This is a genomic window from Streptomyces sp. NPDC055189, assembly GCF_053606765.1.
The window spans coordinates 56,658-79,733 of record NZ_JBSGSG010000030.1 but is presented as its reverse complement, the minus strand read 5'-3'; the positions used below and the strand labels follow the sequence as shown (position 1 = coordinate 79,733).

The 23,076-nt window shown below is 70.0% G+C and carries 24 protein-coding genes and 1 pseudogene; 12 read left to right on the top strand and 13 right to left on the bottom strand.

Annotated elements, in window-relative coordinates:
• The first annotated feature begins 27 nt into the window (after positions 1 to 27).
• The 5 genes from ACWFR3_RS22300 to ACWFR3_RS22280 all read left to right on the top strand — a co-directional run bounded on the left by ACWFR3_RS22300 (position 28) and on the right by ACWFR3_RS22280 (position 5,054).
• Complete coding sequence (locus ACWFR3_RS22300) at positions 28 to 405, top strand: YraN family protein (RefSeq protein WP_453736345.1); 378 nt, start codon at positions 28 to 30, stop codon at positions 403 to 405.
• Entirely contained in the window at positions 405 to 2,024 is a 1,620-nt protein-coding gene (locus tag ACWFR3_RS22295) for a YifB family Mg chelatase-like AAA ATPase (protein ID WP_453736344.1), read from the top strand. Before ACWFR3_RS22300 ends, ACWFR3_RS22295 begins: the two co-directional genes overlap by 1 nt.
• Positions 2,021 to 3,193, top strand: coding sequence for a DNA-processing protein DprA (dprA, locus tag ACWFR3_RS22290; RefSeq protein ID WP_453736343.1), 1,173 nt, complete (start codon positions 2,021 to 2,023; stop codon positions 3,191 to 3,193). The genes ACWFR3_RS22295 and dprA overlap by 4 nt, the downstream gene beginning before the upstream one ends.
• Positions 3,194 to 3,521: 328 nt before the next feature.
• On the top strand, positions 3,522 to 4,364 hold the full coding sequence (whiG, locus tag ACWFR3_RS22285; protein ID WP_351165420.1) for an RNA polymerase sigma factor WhiG: 843 nt from the start codon (positions 3,522 to 3,524) through the stop codon (positions 4,362 to 4,364).
• A 132-nt stretch (positions 4,365 to 4,496) separates the two neighbouring features.
• Positions 4,497 to 5,054 (top strand): TetR/AcrR family transcriptional regulator, encoded by a 558-nt coding sequence (locus ACWFR3_RS22280; protein ID WP_453736360.1) that lies wholly within the window; start codon positions 4,497 to 4,499, stop codon positions 5,052 to 5,054.
• Positions 5,055 to 5,229: 175 nt separating this feature from the next.
• On the opposite strand, the pseudogene ACWFR3_RS22275 reads toward ACWFR3_RS22280, so the two are convergent.
• A pseudogene (locus ACWFR3_RS22275) lies at positions 5,230 to 5,814 on the bottom strand (peptidoglycan DD-metalloendopeptidase family protein); the annotation flags it as partial.
• 290 nt (positions 5,815 to 6,104) lie between these two features.
• Here ACWFR3_RS22275 and rpsB point away from each other — a divergent pair.
• From rpsB to ACWFR3_RS22245, 6 genes are all read left to right on the top strand, one after another.
• Positions 6,105 to 7,040, top strand: coding sequence for a 30S ribosomal protein S2 (rpsB, locus tag ACWFR3_RS22270; RefSeq protein ID WP_453736342.1), 936 nt, complete (start codon positions 6,105 to 6,107; stop codon positions 7,038 to 7,040).
• A 94-nt stretch (positions 7,041 to 7,134) separates the two neighbouring features.
• Positions 7,135 to 7,971 (top strand): translation elongation factor Ts, encoded by an 837-nt coding sequence (gene tsf / locus ACWFR3_RS22265; protein ID WP_389908938.1) that lies wholly within the window; start codon positions 7,135 to 7,137, stop codon positions 7,969 to 7,971.
• Between the two features lie 187 nt (positions 7,972 to 8,158).
• Positions 8,159 to 8,920, top strand: a complete 762-nt coding sequence (gene pyrH, locus ACWFR3_RS22260; protein ID WP_397714914.1) for a UMP kinase — start codon at positions 8,159 to 8,161, stop codon at positions 8,918 to 8,920.
• A gap of 151 nt (positions 8,921 to 9,071) precedes the next feature.
• Positions 9,072 to 9,629 carry a ribosome recycling factor gene (gene frr, locus ACWFR3_RS22255; protein ID WP_127829926.1) on the top strand — a complete coding sequence of 186 codons (558 nt, stop codon included), beginning with the start codon at positions 9,072 to 9,074 and terminating at the stop codon, positions 9,627 to 9,629.
• 34 nt (positions 9,630 to 9,663) lie between these two features.
• Positions 9,664 to 10,740 (top strand): phosphatidate cytidylyltransferase, encoded by a 1,077-nt coding sequence (locus ACWFR3_RS22250; RefSeq protein WP_453736341.1) that lies wholly within the window; start codon positions 9,664 to 9,666, stop codon positions 10,738 to 10,740.
• A gap of 214 nt (positions 10,741 to 10,954) precedes the next feature.
• Complete coding sequence (locus tag ACWFR3_RS22245) at positions 10,955 to 11,800, top strand: endonuclease/exonuclease/phosphatase family protein (RefSeq protein WP_453736340.1); 846 nt, start codon at positions 10,955 to 10,957, stop codon at positions 11,798 to 11,800.
• Position 11,801: 1 nt separating this feature from the next.
• On the opposite strand, the gene ACWFR3_RS22240 is transcribed toward ACWFR3_RS22245, so the two are convergent.
• The 6 genes from ACWFR3_RS22240 to ACWFR3_RS22215 all read right to left on the bottom strand — a co-directional run bounded on the left by ACWFR3_RS22240 (position 11,802) and on the right by ACWFR3_RS22215 (position 17,317).
• Positions 11,802 to 12,134 (bottom strand): DUF6233 domain-containing protein, encoded by a 333-nt coding sequence (locus ACWFR3_RS22240; protein WP_453736339.1) that lies wholly within the window; start codon positions 12,132 to 12,134, stop codon positions 11,802 to 11,804.
• A gap of 223 nt (positions 12,135 to 12,357) precedes the next feature.
• Entirely contained in the window at positions 12,358 to 12,804 is a 447-nt protein-coding gene (locus ACWFR3_RS22235) for a hypothetical protein (protein ID WP_453736338.1), read from the bottom strand.
• A gap of 103 nt (positions 12,805 to 12,907) precedes the next feature.
• Positions 12,908 to 14,173, bottom strand: coding sequence for a tyrosine-type recombinase/integrase (locus ACWFR3_RS22230; protein ID WP_453736337.1), 1,266 nt, complete (start codon positions 14,171 to 14,173; stop codon positions 12,908 to 12,910).
• Between the two features lie 88 nt (positions 14,174 to 14,261).
• Positions 14,262 to 14,504, bottom strand: coding sequence for a helix-turn-helix domain-containing protein (locus tag ACWFR3_RS22225; RefSeq protein ID WP_453736336.1), 243 nt, complete (start codon positions 14,502 to 14,504; stop codon positions 14,262 to 14,264).
• 458 nt (positions 14,505 to 14,962) lie between these two features.
• A complete protein-coding gene (locus ACWFR3_RS22220) occupies positions 14,963 to 16,438 on the bottom strand; it encodes an ATP-binding protein (RefSeq protein ID WP_453736335.1) in 1,476 nt (491 codons plus the stop codon).
• A gap of 3 nt (positions 16,439 to 16,441) precedes the next feature.
• Positions 16,442 to 17,317, bottom strand: a complete 876-nt coding sequence (locus ACWFR3_RS22215; protein WP_453736334.1) for a bifunctional DNA primase/polymerase — start codon at positions 17,315 to 17,317, stop codon at positions 16,442 to 16,444.
• Positions 17,318 to 17,436: 119 nt separating this feature from the next.
• Here ACWFR3_RS22215 and ACWFR3_RS22210 point away from each other — a divergent pair, with 119 nt between their 5' ends.
• A complete protein-coding gene (locus ACWFR3_RS22210) occupies positions 17,437 to 17,625 on the top strand; it encodes a hypothetical protein (RefSeq protein ID WP_453736333.1) in 189 nt (62 codons plus the stop codon).
• Between the two features lie 12 nt (positions 17,626 to 17,637).
• Here ACWFR3_RS22210 and ACWFR3_RS22205 read toward each other — a convergent pair whose 3' ends face one another.
• From ACWFR3_RS22205 to ACWFR3_RS22180, 6 genes are all read right to left on the bottom strand, one after another.
• Entirely contained in the window at positions 17,638 to 18,096 is a 459-nt protein-coding gene (locus ACWFR3_RS22205) for a hypothetical protein (RefSeq protein ID WP_453736332.1), read from the bottom strand.
• Positions 18,097 to 18,298: 202 nt separating this feature from the next.
• On the bottom strand, positions 18,299 to 20,428 hold the full coding sequence (locus ACWFR3_RS22200) for an FtsK/SpoIIIE domain-containing protein (protein ID WP_453736331.1): 2,130 nt from the start codon (positions 20,426 to 20,428) through the stop codon (positions 18,299 to 18,301).
• Positions 20,429 to 20,609: 181 nt separating this feature from the next.
• Entirely contained in the window at positions 20,610 to 20,927 is a 318-nt protein-coding gene (locus ACWFR3_RS22195) for a hypothetical protein (RefSeq protein WP_453736330.1), read from the bottom strand.
• 55 nt (positions 20,928 to 20,982) lie between these two features.
• Positions 20,983 to 21,867: a DUF2637 domain-containing protein gene (locus ACWFR3_RS22190; protein ID WP_453736329.1), complete on the bottom strand. Its 885-nt coding sequence runs from the start codon at positions 21,865 to 21,867 to the stop codon at positions 20,983 to 20,985.
• On the bottom strand, positions 21,864 to 22,313 hold the full coding sequence (locus ACWFR3_RS22185) for a Pycsar system effector family protein (RefSeq protein ID WP_453736328.1): 450 nt from the start codon (positions 22,311 to 22,313) through the stop codon (positions 21,864 to 21,866). The genes ACWFR3_RS22190 and ACWFR3_RS22185 overlap by 4 nt, the downstream gene beginning before the upstream one ends.
• The gene (locus tag ACWFR3_RS22180; protein ID WP_453736327.1) at positions 22,310 to 22,573 is read right to left on the bottom strand and encodes a DUF6284 family protein; all 264 of its coding nucleotides are present in this window, start codon (positions 22,571 to 22,573) and stop codon (positions 22,310 to 22,312) included. The genes ACWFR3_RS22185 and ACWFR3_RS22180 overlap by 4 nt, the downstream gene beginning before the upstream one ends.
• Between the last annotated feature and the right edge of the window lie 503 nt (positions 22,574 to 23,076).

Genomic DNA, 23,076 nt, shown 5'->3' with positions numbered 1-23,076 from the left:
AGTGTGGATGTCGGAGGTGGTGCCGACATGAACGCACAGGGGGCACTCGGGCGGTACGGCGAAGATCTGGCCGCGCGGCGGCTGGGCGAAGCCGGGATGACGGTTCTGGAGCGCAATTGGCGCGGCGGCAGAACCGGCGAGATCGACATCGTGGCCATGGACGGCGAAGCGCTGGTCGTCTGCGAGGTCAAGACGCGCAGAGCGGGGCTTGTTGGTTCGACGGTCTTCCAGCATCCGATGGCGGCCGTCAGCAGGGTCAAGGCGGAGCGGCTGCGGCGCCTGGCCGAGCGCTGGATCGAGGAGCGCGGCGGCCCGCCGCCGGGCGGGGTGCGGATCGACCTCGTGGGCGTGCTGATCCCGCGCCGCGGCGCCCCCGTCGTGGAGCACGCGCGGGGGGTGGCCTGATGGGATTCGCGCGTACGTGCTCCGTGGCGCTTGTGGGCGTCGAGGGCGTGGTCGTCGAGGTGCAGGCCGATCTGGAGCCCGGCGTCGCGGCGTTCACGCTGGTCGGGCTCCCGGACAAGAGCCTGACGGAGAGCAAGGACCGGGTCAGGGCCGCGGTGGTGAACTCCGGCGGTGAGTGGCCCCAGAAGAAGCTCACCGTGGGGCTCAGCCCGGCGTCGGTGCCCAAGGGCGGCAGCGGCTTCGATCTGGCGGTGGCCTGCGCGGTGCTCGGCGCGGCGGAGCGCATCGATCCGCGGACCCTCACCGACATCGTGATGATCGGTGAGCTGGGTCTCGACGGGCGGGTGCGGCCGGTCCGGGGAGTGCTTCCCGCGGTGCTCGCGGCGGCGGACGCGGGCTACGAGCAGGTCGTCGTCCCGGAGTGCACGGCGGCCGAGGCCGCGCTGGTGCCGGGGGTCTCGGTGCTCGGGGTGCGCAGTCTGCGACAGCTGATCGCCGTGCTGACCGATGAGCCGGTGCCGGAGGAGGAGCCTGCCGAGCCGGGGCGGCCCGACCCGATGCTCGCGGGGCTTTGCGTACCGGGAACCGGCGTGGGCACTGGGCTCAGCGGTGGTCCGGAGGACGCATATGCCTTGGACCTCGCCGATGTCGTCGGACAGGCGTCGGCCAGGACCGCCGTGGAGGTGGCGGCGGCAGGTGGGCACCATCTGTTTCTGCAGGGCCCGCCGGGCGCAGGAAAGACGATGCTCGCGGAACGGCTGCCGGCGATTCTGCCGCGGCTGACCCGCGAGGAGTCCCTGGAGGTGACGGCCGTCCACTCGGTGGCGGGCATGCTGCCGCCGGGCAGACCCCTGGTGGACACCGCGCCGTACTGCGCGCCGCACCACTCCGCGACGATGCAGTCGCTCGTGGGCGGCGGTAAGGGAATCGCACGGCCGGGGGCGGTCTCCTTGGCCCATCGCGGCGTGCTCTTTCTCGACGAAGCGCCGGAGTTCAGCAGCCAGACGCTGGATTCCCTGCGTCAGCCCCTGGAAGCGGGCCATGTGGTGATCGCCCGGAGCGCGGGCGTGGTGCGGCTGCCCGCGAAATTCCTGATGGTGCTCGCTGCCAACCCCTGTCCCTGCGGTCGGCACACCCTGCTCGGCGACGGCTGCGAATGCCCGGCATCCGCCGTGCGCCGCTATCAGGCGAGGCTCTCGGGCCCGCTGCTCGACCGGATCGACCTGAAGGTGGAGGTGGAGCCGGTCACGCGGTCCGAGCTTGCCGGGTACGGCACGCGGGGGGACTCCACGCAGACGGTCGCCGACCGGGTGCGCGTCGCCCGGGAGAGAGCGGCGGCCAGGCTGACCGGCACCGGCTGGCGTACCAACAGCGAGGTGCCGGGACACGCACTGCGCACGCGGTGGCCCGCCGAGCGGGGCGCCCTGGACGCCGCCGAACTCGACCTGGAGCGTGGATTCCTGACCGCGCGGGGGCTCGACCGGGTCCTGCGGGTCGCCTGGACCGTCGCTGACCTCGCGGGACGTGAGCGGCCTGCCGCACAGGACGTCGCCCTGGCCCTGCAGTTGCGCACGGGAGTCTCGCGGGGTGTGCCGATGGCGATCGGGGCGCGGACATGACCTCGGCCGGGGGACCGGGTTGTGTGCCGGAGGCGGAGCGGCTGGCGCGGGCGGCCCTGACCCGGATCCTCGAACCGGGGGACGAGGTGGGAGGGCGGTGGCTGCGGGAGACGGGGGCCGTCGAAGTGGTGCGGCGGCTGGCCGAGGGGGAGGAGCGCCTTGACGGCGTGACGCCGGCGCGGTGGGAGGGGCTGCGGGCGCGGGCGGCGAGGGCGCGGCCCGGGCAGGACCTGGCGGTGGCGCGGGACGCGGGGATGCGGTTCGTGTGCCCGGGGGAGGCGGAGTGGCCCCTCCAGCTGGATGACCTGGGGGACGGGCGGCCGGTGGGGCTCTGGGTGCGGGGGCGGCCCAGCCTGCGGATATGGGCGCTCCGGTCGGTGGCGGTGGTGGGCGCGCGGGCCTGCACGGAGTACGGGGCGCACATGGCGGCCGGGCTCGGGGCGGGGCTCGCCGAGCGGGGCTGGGTCGTCGTGTCGGGCGGGGCCTACGGGGTCGACGGGGCCGCGCACCGGGGAGCGCTGGGAGCCGGCGGGGCCACGGTCGCGGTGCTCGCGTGCGGGGTCGACCGGGCCTACCCGCGGGGACATGCCGAGTTGATCAGGAGGATCGCGGAACAGGGTCTGCTGGTGGGGGAGTTACCTCCGGGTGATCATCCGACGCCGAGCCGGTTCATCCTCAGGAACCGGGTGATCGCCGCCCTGACCAGGGGGTGCGTTGTCGTCGAGGCCGCGTACCGCAGCGGTGCGCTCGCCACGGCGCGCAGTGCGCGGGAGCTGGGCCGGTTCACCATGGGGGTGCCGGGGCCCGCGACCAGCGGGCTCTCGGCGGGGGTGCACGAACTGCTGCGAGGTGACGGTGTACTCGTGACCGACGCGGCGGAAATCGTCGAGCTCGTGGGTGACATGGGCGAGCTGGCCCCGGAGCGGCGCGGTCCCGTCGTGCCGCGCGACCTGCTCGCCGCCGACGCCGCGCGTGTCCTGGCGGCGCTGCCCGCCCGCGGCTGCGCGTCGGTCCGGGAGATCGCTCTCGGCGCGGGCACGGTGGCCGACGAAGCAGTCGGTCGGCTGTACGAGTTGCGCTCTCTCGGGTTCGTCGAACGACACGGCGACGGCTGGCAGTTGACACGCCAGGCGAATGTGTCGGTCTTCCCGGAGGTGGACGGTCCGTGACCGAGTGTGTTCGGCCGTCTGGATGAACTCCTGATGGCCTTGCAAAATCGTGCAGTTGAGGCTCCGCGGTCGTCACGGAGGGCGACAGGAGGTGTCCGTCAAAGAGCCCAGCGGAACGTATCTGCGTGCGCGTGATCCCCTACTGTTCGCACACTGCGACACTCCAGTCACGCTACGCTCACAAGGATTCCGACGCGGACAGGCAACCACAGGCAAGCAGACGGACAACCTCATTCACTTCACGGAAGCTCACCACCTCGCGGGTGCGGGCGAATCCATCGGCTCGCACGACCTCACCAGTTCACGGCAGAACGGCTCAAGGCGACGAATGCCCCAGCACACCTCAGGGTCCGATCGGGCGGCAGCTCCCCCCGCCGCCCGTAGCGGCGAGCGGGAGCGGCCCCCCGCGCCCTCGTCGCTGGACGAGCTGTGGCGGTCGTACAAGGAGACGGGTGACGGGCGGCTGCGCGAGCAGTTGATCCTGCACTACTCGCCACTGGTGAAGTATGTGGCGGGCCGGGTCAGCGTGGGTCTTCCGCCCAATGTCGAGCAGGCGGACTTCGTCTCGTCCGGGGTCTTCGGCCTCATCGACGCGATCGAGAAGTTCGACATCGAACGGTCCATCAAGTTCGAGACGTACGCGATCACCCGTATCCGCGGCGCGATGATCGACGAACTCCGGGCGCTCGACTGGATTCCCCGGTCCGTGCGGCAGAAGGCGCGCAACGTCGAGCGGGCCTACGCCACGCTAGAGGCGCAATTGAGGCGTACGCCGTCGGAGAGCGAGGTCGCCCACGAGATGGGGGTCGCTCTGGAGGAACTGCACGCCGTTTTCAGCCAGTTGTCGCTGGCGAACGTGGTGGCCCTGGAGGAGCTCCTGCACGTCGGGGGCGAGGGCGGCAACCGGCTGAGCCTGATGGACACGCTCGAGGACACGGCGGCCGACAACCCCGTGGAGGTCGCCGAGGACCGCGAGCTCCGGCGGCTGCTCGCGCGCGCGATCAATACGCTGCCCGAGCGGGAGAAGACCGTCGTCACGCTCTACTACTACGAAGGCCTTACGCTCGCCGAGATCGGCAACGTGCTCGGAGTGACGGAGAGCCGGGTGAGCCAGATCCACACAAAATCGGTCCTCCAGCTGCGGGCGAAGCTGGCGAGTTTCGGCCGCTGAGCGCGCTGAATCGTCCCTGCCGCCGGCCGGTGCCGCGAGGCGGGCGCCCGGAGTTCCGCGAGGTGGATCGACTCCCGTCCTGGCGGTCACATCCGTAGAGTGGAGTGCGTGCCAAGGATTCGAGCGGCCTCTGTGGCCGAGCACCGGTCGATGCAACGCGGCGCCCTGCTGGACGCAGCGCGGTCCCTGCTGTCCGAGGGCGGTACGGAAGCGTTGACCTTCCCCGCCCTCGCTGAGCGCACGGGGCTCGCGAGGTCATCCGTGTACGAGTACTTCCGGTCGCGTGCCGCAGTCGTCGAGGAGCTGTGCGAGGTCGACTTCCCCGTCTGGGCGGCGGAGGTCTCGGCGGCGATGGAGCGGGCCGATTCCGCCGAGGGCAAGGTCGAGGCGTATGTGCGCCAGCAGCTGGCGCTGGTCGGCGACCGGCGTCACCGGGCCGTCGTCGCGATTTCCGCGGCCGAGCTGGACGCGGGGGCGCGGGAGAAGATCCGTGCCGCGCACGGCGGGCTCGTCGCCATGATCGGCCAGGCCCTGAGCGAGCTCGGGCACGCCGAGCCGCGGCTCGCGGCGATGCTGCTGCAGGGTGTCGTGGACGCGGCCGTGCGGCGCATCGAGCTGGGCGCCGCGGAGGACCCCTCCGCCATCACCGAGGCCGCCGTCACCATGGCGCTGCGGGGTGTGCGGGGCTGAGGCCCTGACCGTTAGCTGCGGGGCTGAGGCCTCGCTCATGGGCGCCCGGCGGTGAGGCGTCGCGCAGCACTGCTCCGTCCTGCGGCACTGCTCCGTCGCGCGGCTCTGGTCCGTCGGGCCGCTCTGGTCCGTCGCCGAACGGAACACCTGCCCACCAGGGGAGAAGGCGCGAGAACGGCACGGCGATCACCGGCAGCAGACGGGACGCCCCGCCCCGCAGCAGCCACGGTGGCAGCAGCGTGAGTGGGTCGAGGTAGGCGTCGGCCCGCAGCAGGCCCCAGTGCAGGCAGCTGCTCGGGCAGTGGGCGGCCGCCGTCGCCGAGGGGAGTTCCAGTACCCCCAGCGCCTCGCCCGTCACCACCTCCGCGCCCTTCTCGACCGTGGCCCGCACTGGCCCGTACGTCGTGCGCAGGGGTGGATCGCCCGTCCCCGCCAGCTCCACCGCGATCACTCCCCGGCCCGCCACCCGGCCCGCGAAGGAGACCCTGCCCGGAGCCACCGCCCGGACCACGGCCCCCGGCGCCGCCGCGAGGTCCACACCCCGGTGCCCCCGGCCGTACTCCGTCGCCGGAGGCTCCCAGCCGCGTACGACCGCGGGCCGCACCCCCACGGGCCACCCGCCGCCCACCTTCGGCACCGGCTCCCCGGCGGCGGCAGCAGCGGCGGCAGGCAGCGCCGCCGTGATGATCAGTGCCGCGGTGACCAGTGCCGCGGTGATCAGCGTCGCGGTCAGCAGTACGAGGCCCGGGCTTCTTCGCATGTGAGACATGCCAGAACCGTCCCGCGCCGGGCCCGTCCGCAGGGATCATGGTCCGGATCTGTGGATGACCAGCCGCTTGTGGACAGCGGCGTCACCCGCTGCCTCGCGGGTCCCGTACACTTCTTGTGGCGATCCGGGTCACCGGGTCGACTTCGCACGCCCCGACACCAGGCCATGAAAAGCCAGGTGCCAGCGCCTCTCGGTCCTTTGTGGCACGGCGCATCGCGGGCGTCAGGCGCGACCGTCATCCGGCGGACGCGGCACAACCGAGAACACCTAGGAGTACGGCCATGGCCGTCGTCACGATGCGGGAGCTGCTGGAAAGCGGCGTCCACTTCGGTCACCAGACCCGTCGTTGGAACCCGAAGATGAAGCGCTTCATCTTCACGGAGCGCAACGGCATCTACATCATCGACCTGCTCCAGTCGCTGTCGTACATCGACCGCGCCTACGAGTTCGTCAAGGAGACCGTCGCCCACGGCGGCACGGTCATGTTCGTCGGCACGAAGAAGCAGGCGCAGGAGGCCATCGCCGAGCAGGCGACCCGCGTCGGCATGCCCTACGTGAACCAGCGCTGGCTGGGCGGCATGCTCACCAACTTCTCGACCGTCTACAAGCGCCTGCAGCGCCTGAAGGAGCTCGAGCAGATCGACTTCGAGGATGTGGCCGCGTCCGGCCTCACCAAGAAGGAGCTGCTCGTCCTCTCCCGCGAGAAGGCCAAGCTGGAGAAGACCCTCGGCGGTATCCGCGAGATGTCCAAGGTGCCCAGCGCCGTCTGGATCGTGGACACCAAGAAGGAGCACATCGCGGTCGGTGAGGCCCGGAAGCTCAACATTCCGGTCGTCGCCATCCTCGACACCAACTGCGACCCCGACGAGGTCGACTACAAGATCCCGGGCAACGACGACGCGATCCGTTCCGTCACCCTGCTCACCCGCGTGATCGCCGACGCCGTCGCCGAGGGCCTCATCGCCCGTTCCGGTGTCGCCACGGGCGACCAGAAGCCGGGCGAGAAGGCCGCCGGCGAGCCCCTCGCCGAGTGGGAGCGCGACCTGCTCGAGGGCGAGAAGAAGGCCGACGAGCCCAAGGCTGACGAGGCCAAGGCCGACGAGGCCGAGGTTCAGAAGTCCGCCGAGACGGAGAAGGCCGCCGACGCCGAGCAGGCCGACGCCCCGGCCGCCGCGGCTGAGGCCGAGGCCCCCGCCGCGGAGACCGAGCAGGCCTGACCTTCACAGGTTCGGTAGTTGACGGCGGGGGCCCAACAGGCCCCCGCCGTTCACCCGTAGATCTTTCAGACCTCCGAAAGAGAATTTCAGGATCATGGCGAACTACACCGCCGCTGACGTCAAGAAGCTCCGCGAGCTCACGGGCGCCGGCATGATGGACTGCAAGAAGGCGCTCGACGAGGCTGACGGCAGCGTCGACAAGGCCGTCGAGGCCCTGCGCATCAAGGGCCAGAAGGGCGTCGCCAAGCGCGAGGGCCGCTCCGCCGAGAACGGCGCCGTGGTTTCCCTCATCGCCGACGACAACACCTCCGGCGTGATCGTCGAGCTGAAGTGCGAGACGGACTTCGTCGCCAAGGGCGAGAAGTTCCAGGCTGTCGCGAACTCGCTCGCCGCGCACATCGCCAAGACGTCCCCGGCCGACCTCGAGGCGCTGCTCGCCTCCGAGATCGAGGCCGGCAAGACCGTCCAGGCGTACGTCGACGAGGCCAACGCCAACCTCGGCGAGAAGATCGTCCTGGACCGCTTCGCGCAGTTCTCGGGCACCTTCGTCACCGCCTACATGCACCGCACCATGCCCGACCTGCCCCCGCAGATCGGTGTTCTGGTCGAGCTGGACAAGGCCGACGCCGACCTCGCCAAGGGCATCGCGCAGCACATCGCCGCCTTCGCGCCGAAGTACCTCTCCCGCGAGGACGTTCCGGCCGAGGTCGTCGAGTCCGAGCGCCGCGTCGCCGAGGAGACCACCCGCGCCGAGGGCAAGCCCGAGGCCGCGCTGCCCAAGATCGTCGAGGGTCGCGTCAACGGCTTCTTCAAGGAGGCCACCCTCCTCGGTCAGCCGTACGCTCTCGACAACAAGAAGTCCGTCCAGAAGGTCCTGGACGAGGCCGGTGTCACCCTGAAGCGCTTCTCGCGCATCAAGGTCGGCATCTGAGTCCGTACCGCGATCGACGGTAGACCCCGCTAGGGTCGACAGCGGTCGCCCGCGTACTGAAGGCAGTACGCGACGTACGACCGCAGGATCTGACGAGGAGGCCATTGCCGAGCATGGGATGCGAACGACACCCCACCGGCAATGGCCTTCTTCGTATGTGCGCCGAGCAAAAAGAAGCGAGAACTCCATGACCACCAAGGCCGACACAAACAGTGGCGACGATAAAGTCCCCGGTCGTTTCCTGCTGAAGCTCTCCGGTGAGGCATTCGCCGGCGGGGGCGGCCTTGGCGTCGACCCCGACGTGGTGCACGCGATCGCCAAGGAGATCGCCGCGGTCGTCCGCGACGGTGCCCAGATCGCGGCCGTCATCGGCGGCGGCAACTTCTTCCGCGGCGCCGAGCTGCAGCAGCGCGGCATGGACCGCGCGCGCTCCGACTACATGGGCATGCTCGGCACGGTCATGAACTGCCTTGCCCTGCAGGACTTCCTGGAGAAGGAAGGCATCGACTGCCGCGTGCAGACCGCCATCACGATGGGCCAGGTCGCGGAGCCGTACATCCCGCTGCGCGCCGTGCGGCACCTGGAGAAGGGCCGCGTGGTCATCTTCGGCGCCGGCATGGGCATGCCGTACTTCTCCACCGACACGACCGCGGCGCAGCGCGCCCTGGAGATCGACGCCGAGGCCCTGCTCATGGGCAAGAACGGCGTCGACGGGGTCTACGACTCCGACCCCAAGACCAACCCGGACGCGGTGAAGTACGACGCGCTCGGCTACGGCGAGGTCATCACCCGCGACCTGAAGGTCGCCGACATGACCGCGATCACGCTGTGCCGCGACAACAAGCTGCCCATCCTGGTCTTCGAGCTGCTCTCCGCCGGCAATATCGCCCGTGCCGTCAAGGGTGAGAAGATCGGCACACTCGTGGGCGACGAGGGCACCCGCGCCTGATCCCGGGGACGCCCCCCGGGGGATGGACAAAGCCCTGCCGGTCGGACACGGTGCAGGGAAAGAGACGCGACGCAGCCGACACCCCATGGACTCCCCCTACTTCACCGTGTGGGGGCGCCCCCAGCCCACTCACAACACGCAGGAGCAAGTGGTGATCGAAGAGACCCTCCTCGAGGCCGAGGAGAAGATGGAGAAGGCCGTCGTGGTCGCCAAGGAGGACTTCGCCGCGATTCGCACAGGCCGTGCGCACCCGGCGATGTTCAACAAGATCGTGGCTGACTACTACGGCGCCCTTACGCCGATCAATCAGCTGGCCTCGTTCTCGGTGCCCGAGCCGCGGATGGCCGTGGTGACCCCGTTCGACAAGAGCGCGCTGCGCAACATCGAGCAGGCGATCCGCGACTCCGACCTGGGCGTCAACCCCAGCAACGACGGCAACATCATCCGGGTGACGTTCCCCGAGCTGACGCAGGACCGCCGCAAGGAGTACATCAAGGTCGCCAAGACCAAGGCCGAGGACTCCAAGATCTCGATCCGCTCCATCCGCCGCAAGGCCAAGGAAGCGATCGACAAGGCGATCAAGGACGGCGACATCGGCGAGGACGAGGGCCGTCGCGCGGAGAAGGAGCTCGACGACACCACCGCGAAGTACGTCGCCCAGGTGGACGAGCTGCTCAAGCACAAGGAAGCCGAGCTGCTCGAGGTCTGAGGGCTCGAGGTCTGAGGACTGAGGAATCCGATCCGTGAACGACTTCTCCCGGGGGGCGCCTCCCAGAGCCGGGTACTGGGGGCCGCCCGACCAGGGCCCTGCTCAAGGTGCTCAAGGGGCTGCTCCGGCAGGTCCCGCGTACGATGCGCATGACGCCCTGTATCCAGCAGAGACGCGGCCCATGCCCATCGTGCCCGACATGCCTGACGTGCCTGACGTACCCCAGGAGCCCATGCCCAGCGCAGCATCACAGCCCGCCCCCGAGGCGCCGCGTGCGCCTCAGGCGCCGCAGAAGAAGAGCGCGGGCCGTGACCTCGGCGCGGCCATAGGAGTCGGCGTGGGGCTCGGCGTGGTGATCATCGCGTCGCTCTTCATCGTGAAGGCCGTCTTCGTCGGCGTCATAGCGGTCGCCGTCGTGGTCGGTCTCTGGGAGCTCACCTCACGGCTTCAGGAGCGCAAGGGCATCAAGGCGCCGCTGGTACCGCTCGCGGTGGGTGGCGCCGCGATGGTCGTCGCCGGATATGTGCGCGGGCCCGAGGGCGCCTGGGTCGCCATGGCGCTCACCGCGCTCGCGGTGCTCGTCTGGCGCATGACCGAGCCGCCCGAGGGCTATCTGAAGGACGTCACGGCGGGCGTCTTCGCGGCGTTCTACGTCCCGTTCCTCGCCACGTTCGTGGCGATGATGCTCACCGCGGACGACGGCGCGATGCGGGTGCTCACGTTCCTGCTCCTGACCGTGGTCAGCGACACCGGGGCGTACGCGATCGGCTGGCGCTTCGGCAAGCACAAGCTGGCCCCGCGCATCAGCCCCGGCAAGACCCGCGAGGGCCTGGTCGGCGCGGTGACGTTCGCGATGGCGGGCGGTGCGCTGTGCATGGAGTTCCTGATAGACGGCGGCACGTGGTGGCAGGGGCTGCTCATCGGCCTCGCGGTCGCCGCCAGCGCGACCCTCGGTGACCTCGGCGAATCCATGATCAAGCGGGACCTCGGCATCAAGGACATGGGCACGCTGCTTCCCGGTCACGGGGGCATCATGGACCGCCTGGACTCGCTGCTGCCGACCGCGCCGGTGGTGTGGCTGCTGCTCGTGGTTTTTGTGGGGTCGGGCTGAGCCGCGTAGACGTACGTGATCTGTAGCGCGTTCTGTACGTGAGGGGCTCGTCGTCGACAGAGACGGCGGGCCCCTTTTCGTGTCCTTTCGTGCTCCTCGTGTGCGACGGATCCAGGCACCTCATGTGCCGCTTACGCCCCGTCCCATAGCCTTGTGGCGTGCGGGGAGACTGCGGGTGCTGCCGTGTCCCCACCTTGAGGGCCTTGAGGAGGCGATGGTGTCCGGAACAGGCGCGCGGTTTCTCGCGGGCGGCATGATCCTGGCCTGCATGGCGCTCCTCGGCCCCAGTGCGCCGGGCGGCTCCTACGTAGCCAAGGAACTGCCGGCCGACGCCCCCGAGGACTTCGTGCCGAACCGCGTCATGACGTGGAACATCTGCAACCCCTGCAACGAATCCGGGAGCAACGCAGGCCGGGCCGCGGACATCGCCTCGTACGCGCCCCAGGTCGTCGGGCTGCAGGAGGCGTGCGTGCGTGACGTGGAGAGAATCCGGGATTACCTCCAGTACCTGTACGGCCTTGACTACCACGTCGAGTACGGGTCGGTGCTGCAGAGTTGGAGCCGATGCGGGGGAGTGCCGTGGAACCCCGGGGGGTTCGGGCAGGCGATCCTCTCGGCGGCGCCGATGGAGGACCGGGTGAGCGTGGAGTATCCCGACGGCGGATCCGAGGACCGCGGGTACATGGCGGTCACCACCGAGGTGGACGGCAGGCCCGTCCGGGTCTTCAACACGCACCTCGCCCAGCGGCAGCAGGCGGAGTTCCGGGCGGAACAGGTCGATGTCCTCGCGAAGGAGGTGGCCCGGCACGACCGCACGATCGTGCTCGGCGACTTCAACGCGATGCCGGGCGCCCCCGAGCTCTCCGGGATGTGGGACCTGGCCGAGGACGTGGACCCCGAGTGCGGTCCCGCGGCCACCGGCAGCTGCGATGTGACCACCGACTGGTACAGCAAGTTCGACTACGTCTTCCTGCGCGGTTTCGTCCCGCGCGGGCACGAGGTGCATCTCACCGAGTACTCGGACCACAACATGCTGCACGCCGACCTGGAGCCGGCGTAGCTCACTCCAGTACGCCGAGCTCGGTGTCGGGGCGGCAGTGCGGGCACGCGTCGACCTGCTCGTACAGCGCTTGGCGCGCCTGGCCCCGGCTGACGCCGCGGGACCGCTTGCCCGCCATGTGGCACCCGCCGACGTGCACGTAGATGGGGGCGCGCCCGTCGAGCCCCTGCTCGACGAGCCAGTCCGGAACGGGCGGCCGGGCCCGCTCACCACGAACCCGCTCGGCCTCACGCCGCTCGGCGGCCCAGATCGCCTCGTCCAACCGCTGAACCCACATGGCGTGCCAGGTCCGCAGGGTGCGGAGACGCGGCAGGTCAGGCGGGAGGTCGCTCACATGTTCGAGTCTAAGTGCATGGGCTGCGGGGGGCAGCGACCGCCACGGGCGGAGGCGGCGATCAGGCCGGGCTCCCGCCGTCTGCGACACTGGATGAACCATGCCTGTACCCGGAGAACTGGCAGGCATCCGACGAGAATAAGCCTCCCACCTGCGGTTATGGCACGGGCGGGCGGCCTATTGCTGCTTGCTGGGCCGTGCGTGGGCCGTGAGGCGCTGCGGGCTAGGCCGACGCGAGGCGCCGGCGGACCGCCTCGCCGCTCGCCTCGATGAACTTGGGTATGGCCTTGTGGTGTCGAAGCCAAAGCCTTGTGTACGTGTCATCGTCCCTGTGGCCCTGCCTCCAGTAGCTCCCCAGCTCCTTGCCAGCGACGTTCAACTCCTCAAGCGCCGCGAGCAATGCGCCGTCCTGAGTGAGAATCTTGAGGCGAACAGACGCCAGCACGTGGGCGGGGAGGTCAAAGCCACTGACACGGTCCTCCATGCCGAGGACCCGCTCCTCCCAGATGCGATCCTCGAAATCCGTCTCAGAGGCAGCGATCAAGGCGCACTGCTCCATGAGCAACTCCGACAGGCGTGCCTTGTCTTCAGCGCGCTTTGCGAGGCGCTGTCCCACGAGCGCTATGGCGGCGCCAACGATGGCCGCGAGCAGTGTCACCCACGCGTTCATAGTCGGGATTTTTCCAGTGCCGGTACGGGCTGCATACCGAATCTGGCAGGAGCACTGACACCGCTGCGAATGCCCGCACCACTACCGCCGCTGACGCTGGCCGCTATGCCGCTTGGGCTGCTCCCGAGACGTCCTCTCCATCCCCGGCAGCCTGGTAGAGCCCGTTGACCGCCTTTCGCGTCCGGGACTCGCTGCTCGGCATGAGGTGCGTGTAGACCCGCAAGGTGAACCCGGGGTCTGTGTGCCCGAGGTAGCTGCTGAGCGCTTTGATGTTCTCCCCGGCGTCCAGGAGCACCGAAGCGTAGAAGTGCCGCAGCGCGTGCATCCCGTGCTCGCGCGCGGAGGGCAGGGGGCCGCCGTCCTCCGGCCGCTGGATGAGCCCTGCTGCTGCGAGGGCGGGTTTCCACGGGCTGATGTTGAAGTTGCTCCGGTAGACGTGGTTGCCCTGCGGCCCCGAGAAGATGAGCGGCTTGGTGATGGGCGGGCCGTCGGGCTTCATCCACGGCAGGGTGATCTCCACGGGCGGGTACTGCTTCACGTGGAGAGCCAGCGCCTGGCCGACTTTCTCAGGCAGGGGAACGTCACGCTCCTTGTCGCCTTTTGGGAGCCCGAAGTACGCCCTTCCCTTCACCACCTTGATCTGGAGGCCGACGTGCAGCCATCCCGTAAGGAACCGCACGGAGTCGACAGGCAGACCGAAGATTTCGCCCTGGCGCAGACCGCACCCCGCGCCGAGATCCACCATGGCCCGGAAGCGCGCCGGTAGAGCCTCGCGGACGGCGAACACCTGCTCTGCGGTCCACGGGACGATACGTTCGCCGCCCGGTTTCGGGGCCGTCACCGAACTGGCTCGGCAGGGGTTCCGGGGGATGAGCCCATCGTCAACGGCAGCGGTCAGGACCGCGGATACGTTCGCGAAGATGCCGCGTCGATACGACGACGCGAGCCCAGAGTCTTCCAACTGACGTACCCAGGTACGAATGTGGCTCGGCCGGAACGACGACAGCGGCCGTGATCCGATGTACGGGATTGCATGGAGCCGAATTCGTGTCTCTGTGGTGGTCCGCGACGACACGTCCGTGGACTGAGCAGCAATCCAGCGTTCGGCGTACTGCTTGAAGGTGATCCGTGCGGCGGCAGGGTCCGTGTAGTTGCCGCGCGACATGTCAGCTTCGATGTTGGTCAGCCAGTCTTCCGCACGGCGCTTCTGTCCGTCGCGGAAGCTCTTGGACTTCTCGGTGCCGTCGGGCCCGACGTAGCGCGCTCGGTAGCGCATGCCGATGCCGTGGCGTTCGGTCTTCACGCGCCGGGTCTTGTCGTCGGCGTCCTTTTCCGTCTTGAACCAGCGGTCTTGGATGTGGCCGGCCATGCGGGCGCGATCCTCTCGCAGAGCGAAGCAGGGCGGGGCCATAAGGCCCCGCCCTGCGGGTGGTTGGACGTGCTCGTGTGGGTGCCGGTCAGGCGGCCTTGTCGGCGGCCATGCGCTCTCTTGTCCAGTCGCGTACGGCGGTGGGGTCGTAGCGGACGTACTTGCCGACGCGGAAGCCGGGCGGGCCGGTGCGCTTCTTGCGCCACTGGTAGACGGTTTCCAGGGGCACTTCGAAGAGTTCGGCGATGTCGTCGGGCGTGAGGTAGCGGTCTGGGAGTCCGGCCCGGAGCGTTGCGCGGGGGTCGGGTTCAGCGGAACGGGTTCGGCTCATGGGGGTCCTCGCGTTGAGTCGTGGTCCGTTCGGGAACTTCTCAGGGCGCGTGTGTCCGAGGTGCGGATTTATGCGTCATTGCGTCATCACCGTCACCTGGGCTTCTGGCCTGCGGTTTTGATTGACGCAGCGGTCAGGGGGTGCGTCATCGGTGTGTCACGGGCTGCGTCGTCGGGTGACGCAGATGACGCAGGATGACGCAGAGGCTGCCGTCTGCGTCATCGCTTCAGCCGCAGGTCAGGGGCCGTTTCCGTGCGTGGGTGACGCGGATGACGCAGCGTCTCTCCTCTTAGGACAAAAGAGGGGGTGTCTGTTGTGGTGCGGTGCGGCTCAAAGCGTGAAGAAGGAGCCGCTTTGGCGGCACGTCTTATAGGCGGCGCGTTGCGCCGGACAAGCAAGAGGAGCACGCGGGGCCGGTGGTGCTCTTCTTGCTTGTCCGGGCGAGCGCGGTGCGCGGATCAGAACATGCGCTTCTGCTCGGGTGAGGGCGGGGCGGGCAGGCGGGTCATTTCGAGGTAGCGGCCCTTGCTGGTGCGGCCCGAGTCGATGAGGACACCACGGGCGGCAAGGGTGGGCTGCAGGCGCTTGAGGCGGTCGGAGAGGACTTTGCCGGTGGTCGGCCAGCCTTTGGGCAGCGGACGCGATCCGTCGTCGCTGTAAAGAACGCTGAGGAGGTGCAGCCACTCGGTGGAGGTCATCCGCTGCTCTGCCCCCGGCTCCAGGGTCTCGGCGTGCCGCAGGACGGTCTGCGCCAGGAGGTCGCCCTCGATGACGTCGTCGTTGAGATCGTCCAGGCTGGCTCGGTAGGCGCCCAGCGCGCCCAGCCCGGTGGCCGCGTCGAACTGCGCGCACAGGTGCGCGAAGTCCGCCATCCGCAGATCGGTGGGCGTCTCCGCATCGGCCGCGCGGACCTTGACCGCGAGGTCCAGGAGCGAACCGAGAACGACCGGCAGGACCTCCGCGTACTCCGCCCACAGTTCGGCCTCGGTACGCCGGACGCGGGGCCGCTCCAGGCGCAGCGGCAGGAGCCGTTCGGCGAGGTCGGGCCGGATGACGCCGACATCGATTCCGGTCAGCAGCATGGGGCGGCGGTACCGGGCACGGACCACATCCCCGTCGGTGAACAGGGCGCGCTTGACGCTTTCGGCTCCGGTGACGATGCAGCACATCGCATCCGACAGGTCTGGCGTCATGTAGGAGAGGTTGTCCAGGGCGGTAACCCACCCGGCCGCCACCGCAGCGATCAGGTTCTCCTCGTCCTTCGGGGCGCGGCGCAGATCGCTGCTCATGCCCTCGACGATCCGCACCAGCATCCTGCCCGCCGTGGACTTACCCGCCCCCTGCGGCCCGGTGAGGAACGGGGCGGGGACGGGCGCGGAGGGTCCCAGGCAGCCGATGAGCCAGGCGAGGGCCAGGCATTCAGCCTCGGCGGTGGCGAAGTTGCACAGCCGCAGCAGGAGGTCGATGCCCTTGCCGTCGGTGTCCTTGGCGGGCAGGGGCAGTTCGCCGGTGAGCTGGGTGCGCCGCCAGCACACCTCGCGCGGATCGGGGACAATGATGTCCCAGCCGGTGGGGTGGATGCGCACGGACTGCCCGTCGTCGCGGCCCAGGTCCAGCCACGTCGCCCCGTCGAACCCGGGGGCCACCCGGATATGCACGGGCTGCACACCCTCGGTCAGCGCGAGCGCCTCGATCAAGTCCAACGCCTCTTTCAGGGCCGTGCCGTTGAACACGCCGCGGCCGTCCTTGAACAAGCCGACCATGAGTTCCTGGCGGTGGCTGCCGGTGGTGCCCTGGGAGCGGATCGGGCGGGCCACGGGGTGGCCGTTCTTCTGCGCATAGACGGTGCCATCGGCGGTGCGGAAGTAGCGGAAGTGGGATTGCGCGTAGTCGGTGATGACCTCGCGGGCGGGGTTCTTCTCGTCGTCGGACATGGCTCACATCCCCAGTGCGGTGCGGGCGTTGGTCCACGCATCGGTGCAGTGCCGGGCCGTTTCGCCCCTGGCCTGCGCGGCGGTGAACAGCCGTGCGGCGTGGGTGTCGGTGAGGCAGCCGCACCGGCCGTGCGTGGACAGCACGGCCAGGAAGGTGCGGTAGACGGTCGCGTGCACGCCGCTGCGGGCGTCGGTGATGCGCTGCTCGGCCATGGCGAGGCCGCGCTCCAGGTAGGTCGGCGTGCGGTGCGGGCAGTGGCCGTTCCCGCTCCGTGCGGGCATGGTGACGGCCACTGGCCGGGCCGTGGCGGGTTGCTCTGCGGTCAGCGCGCGTACGGAGTCCGGGAGTGCTGTGAGGGTGCCGGTGCCGGGGCCGAGCCACCGGGCGTAGGCCATGGCCGACTTGATGTCGACGCCGGGCCGGACCTTGTTGGCGGAGGGCATCGGCCCCTGGTAGATCCAGTGCTCACCCCGCGTGGTGGGCACGGTCTGCGTGGCGGGCAGGGTTTCGCGGGCCCACGTGATCGCGTCGGCGTCGTCCAGGTCGACGACCGTGAGCCGGGCCCCGCCGGGGTGGTAGGCGACGGTCTCCCCTTGCGCCCATGTGCGCTGCCAGATGCCGGAGGTGATGACGTCGGGGTTGGTGGTGGCGGCGGCCCAGCCGTGGCAGGGCGCCGGGCAGGTGCACGGGCCGGGGGTCTTCATGTTCGGCCGGCCGCCGCACGCGTTGCTCGCGCAGGCGCGGCAGTTGCCGAACGGCACCTTCCCGGCTCGTAGCGGCAGCACGGGGATGCCGGATGCCGCGAGATCCAGGGCGGTGCAAAGGCGCTCGTTCAGGCCGCCGCTAGGGGCTCGCCGGATGTCGGTGGGTTGGGTCATGCTGGAGACCTCCACAGGTCTGTAGGGATCAGGTGGACAAGGGCGGCCCCGGTTCTTTGGTGAGATGCGGGGGCCGCCCCTGCCTCGTAAGGCGGGCGAGCGGGAGTAGGCGCAGGACCATGACGGGTTGGCGCAAGGCCGGGGTGGTGGTTGCCGCCTACGGGGTGGGGTTCGTGCTCTTCTTGGGGCTGAAGCACTGGCTTGACGAACTGCCATGGCCACAGGCGGCCCTGGAGGCATCGGTGTGGGCGCTGGTGCCGCTGGTCGCGGGTCTCGTGGCCGGTTGGGTCCAGCGAGAGCGATCGTGACCGCTGGCGGGCTCAGCCATGGAAGTGATTGCGCTTGATCACGGCCTTGCGGGCGTTGACCGTGATCCCGCCGCGCGAACGGCCGCCGAAGATCTGGACGGCGATCCATCCGCCGAAGATGACGGCGGCCAGGATGATGAGCTGCTGCACCAGGGCGGCGAGTGCAGTGATGAAGGTGGTGAGCAAGAGCAGCCCGCCGCAGATGGCGCCGAACCCGATGCCGCCGAGCGCGATGTTCACCGCCGTCCGCGAGACGAGCGGCTTGGCTGCGACGGGTTCGGGCTTGGCGGTGTCGATGGCGTAGCCGGTGACTACGCGCCCGTCGGGCAGCACGATGGACTGCACGGCGGCGACGTGGCCGTTGGCCTGTACGGGCACGAGCGGGGCCGGTTGCGCCGGGACGATCGGGGTGGGTTGGTGGACGGTCACGGCCCGTTCCACGGGCGCGTGACGCTGGCGTTCGGGATGCATGCGGAATCCCTTCCGGGAAGTGGTCAGGGAGGCGGAGGCACCCCCTGTCATGCGGCGTGAGAAGGGGGTTTCAGGGGCCTGGCCTGCGGGCCTCCCTGCCTCCCTGAACGATCATTCATGCAGGTCAGGGCCAGGGAGGCGGGTCAGGGAGGCGGTCAGGGAGTTCTCCCTGCCTCCCTGACCCGAGAGGGCCTGCCTCCCTCTACTTCGCGGCCGAAGCGGAACCATTGCCGTCGCGGTTCTTGAGAGCGGCCGCGAGGCGGTCGGCCGCGACGGCCATGCGCCCGTCCGACTTGTAGGGCTCGGCGCCGGTGCCCTCCAGGACGCGCGTGAGATCACCGAACGACCACGTGCCGTACGCACCTTCGTCGAGTGCGGCCAGGCGCTTGAGGACGTCCTGGGTCAGCAGCCGCGGCGCGTCGCCGAGGACGGCGGCGATGTCGGCGAGCGAGTCGCGCTGCTCGTCGCGCTCTACGACGTGCAGGGTGGTGACCCCGTCGCGCAGCATCCTGGCGCGGGCGCCGATGGCGTCGGCGGCGTCGTCGTCGATGTAGTGCGTGCGCACCGTGATGGACGACTGGCCCTGGGGGATGTCGATGCCGTCGGAGGCGACGACCAGGGTTCCCTTGTCCAGGCCCTGGCGCAGCTCGTGCGGGGCGGCGCCGTCGTCCACGGCCTTGTCGCCCAGCGCCATGCGGGACTGCGATTCGGTGCCCAGCACGAGCGAGGCGCGCGTGTGGGCGCCCTCGCGGACCAGCTTGGGCAGGTTCTGGTCGGTGGGGTCCTGGGTGCCCTGCCACATCAGGACGTCGACCGCGCGGCCCTGGTTGTGGATCTTGCGGACGGCCATGAAGTACCGGGAGGTGGCCTTGGAGCCGCCGTAGGGCCGCTTGTCCTCGCCCAGGGCGGGGCACATGAACGCCACCTGCGCCTCGTCCACGATCACGATGAGCGGAGGAAACACCACGTTCGGATCGGTGCGGCGGGCCTCCACCCGGCGGTTCATCTCGTCGACGGCGTCCTCGACCATCTCGGTGGCCTGGATGACGTGTTCGTCGGTCGGGCCCTCGATCATGACCCCGGCGATGCCGTCGAGCCACTTCCAGTCGCCGATGCCCTTGAGGTCGGCGAGCCAGAACTGCACCGACTTGTCCAGCGCCAGCCACAGTGCCAGTGCCCGCAGGGCGGCGGTCTTGCCCTGGTTCGAGCGGCCCGTGACCAGCACGTGGCGCTGATAGAGGCTCAGCAGGCCCGCATCCCCGCGCAGGTCCTGCCCCCAGGGGGCCTTGCCGGTCTTGTAGTTCGAGGTGGCCGTGTCGTCGGTGACCAGCGGGGAGGGGCCGATCGGCTCGTCCAGCGCGCCGGAATCGGCGATCCACAGCCGCACGGTGCGGGCGGCGGGCGGGATGGTGATGAACACTTCGTGCTTGTGCCGGGTCAGGTTCTCCGCGAGCTTGCGGCGCCGCTGCTGAATCTCGATCGTCGACACCCCCGAGGGCAGCGTGACGTCGACCTCGACGCCGCATCCGGCGATCGTGATCGGCCCCAGCATGGAAGCGCCGGCATCGCCCATCTCCTTGATGGCGTTGCGCAGCGCGGGCACCCCCAGATCCCGCAGCGCCTTGACCACGATCGAGGGGGTGATGGGCTCGCCCTCGCCGTTGCGGACCCGCTCGGGCAGCGCCCAGTTCGGGGCGGCCTGCTGGTGCCGCCCCACGCCCCACAGGGCGAGCAGCGCCACGAACGGGCCCAGCGTGACCAGCGGCCCCCATACGACGGTGACGATGGTGATGAGCAGCTTGATCAGGCCGATGACGGCCATGAGCGGGGTGAGCACGTCGGCGATGTCCTCGTTGGCGATCGCCAGGGCCACCCCGAGCGCGATCAGGGCGCCGATGCCCGCGCCGGTGCCGACCGCGAGGCCCCGGGCCGCATCCACGGGCGAGTGGAGCAGGTCCATGCGCCGCTGGTGGCGGGCCGCGCGGAACTGGCGGCCGCGCTCCTCCCACTCGGCCGCCACCTCGTAGTTCCCGGCGGCCTCGGCCGCCCGCAGCATGCGTTCGTAGCGGGAGGCGGTGCGGCCGTCCCAGACGCGGCGGGACACGATCCGCGTGCCGCCCACCGCGTACATGGTGTGCCGGGCCGCCAACCGGCCCGCACCCTTGGTGCGTTCGTGTGTGACAGCGGTCTTGACGGCCCGGCCGGAGCGCACCCACAGCGGAACAGGGGCGGGCGGCGCCGGGTTGGGCACCACGGTCAGCGTGGTCACGCTCGCAGTGTCGGCGGCGGGCGGGTCGGGGTGCTTGTGCAGGTGAACGACGTTCTCGCTCATGACGGAGGAACTCCTGACTACCCCGATCGGGGCGGGAAGTTGAGGGGTACCGGGGCGGCCGTGCAGGGGCAGGGCCGCCCCGGCGGGGGCGCGGTCAGTGGCCGGGCGGGTTGCTGCGATGCTCGTGCTGCAGCGCGATGCGCTGGGCTGCCTGACAGCCGTTCTGCGCCGAGCGGGCGGGTCACCACCAACCCGAGGACTTCTTGGCGGCCTTGGCCCTGGCGTTCTCGGTGACGATGCGCTGCCGCTCGACCTGCAACGCGGTGATCTCCGCGTTCAGCCGGGTCTCGGCCGCCGCCCAGGCGGTGTCGGCCTTCTGCGTGCTGCGGTCGGTGTTCTTGTGCCGGGCGACCTGGTAGACGCCACCGGCGCAGGCGGCGAGGACGGCGCGGCGTTCGCGGCCGGTCAGCGGCCACATCTGGCGCTCCCGGGCCGCTTCGAGCTTGCGGGTCGTCTCGCGGATCTCACGGTCGATGCGGCGGGTATCGGGCTTGGCCACGGTCAACCCCTCCTCGGGGACGTGCGACGGGCGGACGGGAACGGGGCGGCGGGCATCAGGCCACCGCCCCGGCGCGCTCGGCGCGCAGGGCCTCGCGCAGGGTGCGGGCGTTCTTCGGCGACGTGCGCACCGCGAGCCGGATGCCTTCGGCGGTCAACTTCGCGTCCGGCCAATCGGCGGTCGCGGTGCGCGCCTCAGCGAGCAGCTGCTCGGGAGTGCGCTTGGGCCGGGGCGATCGGGCCACGTTGGGAACGCGGCCGGTCGCCCGGCGCGGGCGGGTCGACTCGGCGGCCACCGCACGCGACTCGATCGACGCCTTCGGAGTCGGCTCGATCACCGGTACGGGCTTGAGCGGCATCGCCGACTTCAGGAACCCGACCGGTACCGGGGTCGGCATCGGCGCTCGGTTCACCGCTACCGGCTCCGGGGTCGATCCGGGCAGGTCAGCGGTAGACCGATTGATTGCGGTCTCGGTGGATTCCTCCGCATTTACGGTCGGAGGGTCGATCGGGGCGGGGCGGTGGTGCAGGACCTTGGCGACCAGATCCGATCCGAAGTAGATCGACCCGACCGGCAGCGACGTGGCGAGCAGCACGAGCGCCCAGTTCGCCGGGTCCCAGTCGGCGAGCCGTCCCCAGTCGACCGATCGACCGTGCAGCTCGGGCACGAGCCCGTGCACGTAGTTCAGGACCAGCGAGGCGAGCGTGTATGTGCCCAGCACCCGCAGCGCGAACGTCCGGTCCCGCCCGGCCAGCACCAGGGTGGCGACCAGGGCGAGGGCCATCAGGCCGTCGACCACGAACGGGTAGAGCATCGCGGCCGTGGCATCCGCCCCGACCGCGCCCGCGATGTCGCGCAGCGCGTTCCAGGAGACCCGGAAGGCCATGGCGACGACCACGACCAGTGCGGTGATCAGGAGGATCTTTCCGGTGCGGTTCATGCCAGCGCACCCCCTGCCGCGAGCAGCGCGGCGAGGACGAGGAGCGCACCGCCCGCGCAGGTGAGGTCGACGGCGCGCTTGAGGCCGGTGAACTTGGCGACGGCGATGCGGGACAGGCCCGCGATGTCCGCGCTCAGGTCGGTGGCCAGGGTGGCGCTGATCTCCTCGGCGGTGAGGGTGGCCCACAGCGGGAAGCCGTGGCGGCCTCCCAGGTTGGGGCGCACGGAGCGCAGCAGCAGAGCAGCCGCGGCGAGCAGCAGCGCCGTACCGAGTCCGCCGGCCACGTAGGCGGGGGCGGTCAGGGGTGCGTCTTTGCCGACGGTCCAGGTCCCGGCGAGCAGCGCGCCGACGAAGGCGAGCAGCAGGCTGGTCTTGGTGTCGGTGCGGACAATCTCGGCCTTCACCTCGGCGTGCGCGGCCGTCAGCTTCGAGTCGATGGCACTCACGCGCCCACCCCCGCCACCGTCGCGGCGGCGTTGGCGAGCGCCACGCGGGCGGCGAGGGCCTTGCGGCGGGCCCGGCGCAGGCGCCGTGCGTCCAGCTCGGTCGGTGTGCGGTCAAGGGTGATGATCTGTGCGTCCAGCAGTTCGACGTCCGCCAGGATGACGGGCATCTCGTGCTCGATGGTGTCCAGTTCAGCGCTCGTCGGCTCCATGAAGTCGGCGAACGCGGTAACAGCGTCCTGAACAGTAACGATGTGTTCCATTGGGTCGTGTTCCTCTCATACAGGAACGGCCCGAACAGCGGCCCCGGTGTTCCCGCACCGGGGCCGCGCGCCGTTGAAGTCGGTAGATCCGGCTCCCCTCAGCGCTGTTCGTACGAGACGAGCAGCGGAGGCAACCGGCCGCAGAGTGCTGCGGGGATGTGGGGTCCTGCTGATGTCTCCTTCCGGGAACACGAGCTCCCGGTGCAGGCGTATGGAGACGTGACCTTTCGGTCTAAGCCCTCCGGCTGACAAGGCGCCGGGAACCTCCCCCCGTCCGATGCGGGGCTCCTGGTTGCGCACCTTTGGCGGAGGCGAGTCCGCCATCTGGTGCGCACCAGAAGCATGCAACTGGTGCGCACCAGAGTCAAGAGGCTTCGCCGGTTCGAGTGGCGTGTGCCCCCTGCGGTGCACCTACAGGAGATCGCTTAGAGGAGGGTTCTCGGTAGCCAACAGGACTTAACTCCTGTTCTGTTAACCCCTGTTGACCTGCACCGATGTGAGGC

Excerpts from the sequence above, each read along its gene's own strand:
- ACWFR3_RS22210 (WP_453736333.1), top strand. The coding sequence starts at position 17,437 with ATGACGGGTTGGCGCAAGGCCGGGGTGGTGGTTGCCGCCTACGGGGTG.
- tsf (WP_389908938.1), top strand. The coding sequence starts at position 7,135 with ATGGCGAACTACACCGCCGCTGACGTCAAGAAGCTCCGCGAGCTCACG.
- ACWFR3_RS22215 (WP_453736334.1), bottom strand. The coding sequence starts at position 17,317 with ATGACCCAACCCACCGACATCCGGCGAGCCCCTAGCGGCGGCCTGAAC.
- ACWFR3_RS22220 (WP_453736335.1), bottom strand. The coding sequence starts at position 16,438 with ATGTCCGACGACGAGAAGAACCCCGCCCGCGAGGTCATCACCGACTAC.
- ACWFR3_RS22190 (WP_453736329.1), bottom strand. The coding sequence starts at position 21,867 with ATGAACCGCACCGGAAAGATCCTCCTGATCACCGCACTGGTCGTGGTC.
- ACWFR3_RS22295 (WP_453736344.1), top strand. The coding sequence starts at position 405 with ATGGGATTCGCGCGTACGTGCTCCGTGGCGCTTGTGGGCGTCGAGGGC.
- ACWFR3_RS22235 (WP_453736338.1), bottom strand. The coding sequence starts at position 12,804 with ATGAACGCGTGGGTGACACTGCTCGCGGCCATCGTTGGCGCCGCCATA.
- ACWFR3_RS22245 (WP_453736340.1), top strand. The coding sequence starts at position 10,955 with ATGGTGTCCGGAACAGGCGCGCGGTTTCTCGCGGGCGGCATGATCCTG.
- rpsB (WP_453736342.1), top strand. The coding sequence starts at position 6,105 with ATGGCCGTCGTCACGATGCGGGAGCTGCTGGAAAGCGGCGTCCACTTC.
- pyrH (WP_397714914.1), top strand. The coding sequence starts at position 8,159 with ATGACCACCAAGGCCGACACAAACAGTGGCGACGATAAAGTCCCCGGT.
- whiG (WP_351165420.1), top strand. The coding sequence starts at position 3,522 with ATGCCCCAGCACACCTCAGGGTCCGATCGGGCGGCAGCTCCCCCCGCC.
- ACWFR3_RS22205 (WP_453736332.1), bottom strand. The coding sequence starts at position 18,096 with ATGCATCCCGAACGCCAGCGTCACGCGCCCGTGGAACGGGCCGTGACC.
- ACWFR3_RS22300 (WP_453736345.1), top strand. The coding sequence starts at position 28 with ATGAACGCACAGGGGGCACTCGGGCGGTACGGCGAAGATCTGGCCGCG.
- dprA (WP_453736343.1), top strand. The coding sequence starts at position 2,021 with ATGACCTCGGCCGGGGGACCGGGTTGTGTGCCGGAGGCGGAGCGGCTG.
- ACWFR3_RS22230 (WP_453736337.1), bottom strand. The coding sequence starts at position 14,173 with ATGGCCGGCCACATCCAAGACCGCTGGTTCAAGACGGAAAAGGACGCC.
- ACWFR3_RS22225 (WP_453736336.1), bottom strand. The coding sequence starts at position 14,504 with ATGAGCCGAACCCGTTCCGCTGAACCCGACCCCCGCGCAACGCTCCGG.
- ACWFR3_RS22180 (WP_453736327.1), bottom strand. The coding sequence starts at position 22,573 with ATGGAACACATCGTTACTGTTCAGGACGCTGTTACCGCGTTCGCCGAC.
- ACWFR3_RS22200 (WP_453736331.1), bottom strand. The coding sequence starts at position 20,428 with ATGAGCGAGAACGTCGTTCACCTGCACAAGCACCCCGACCCGCCCGCC.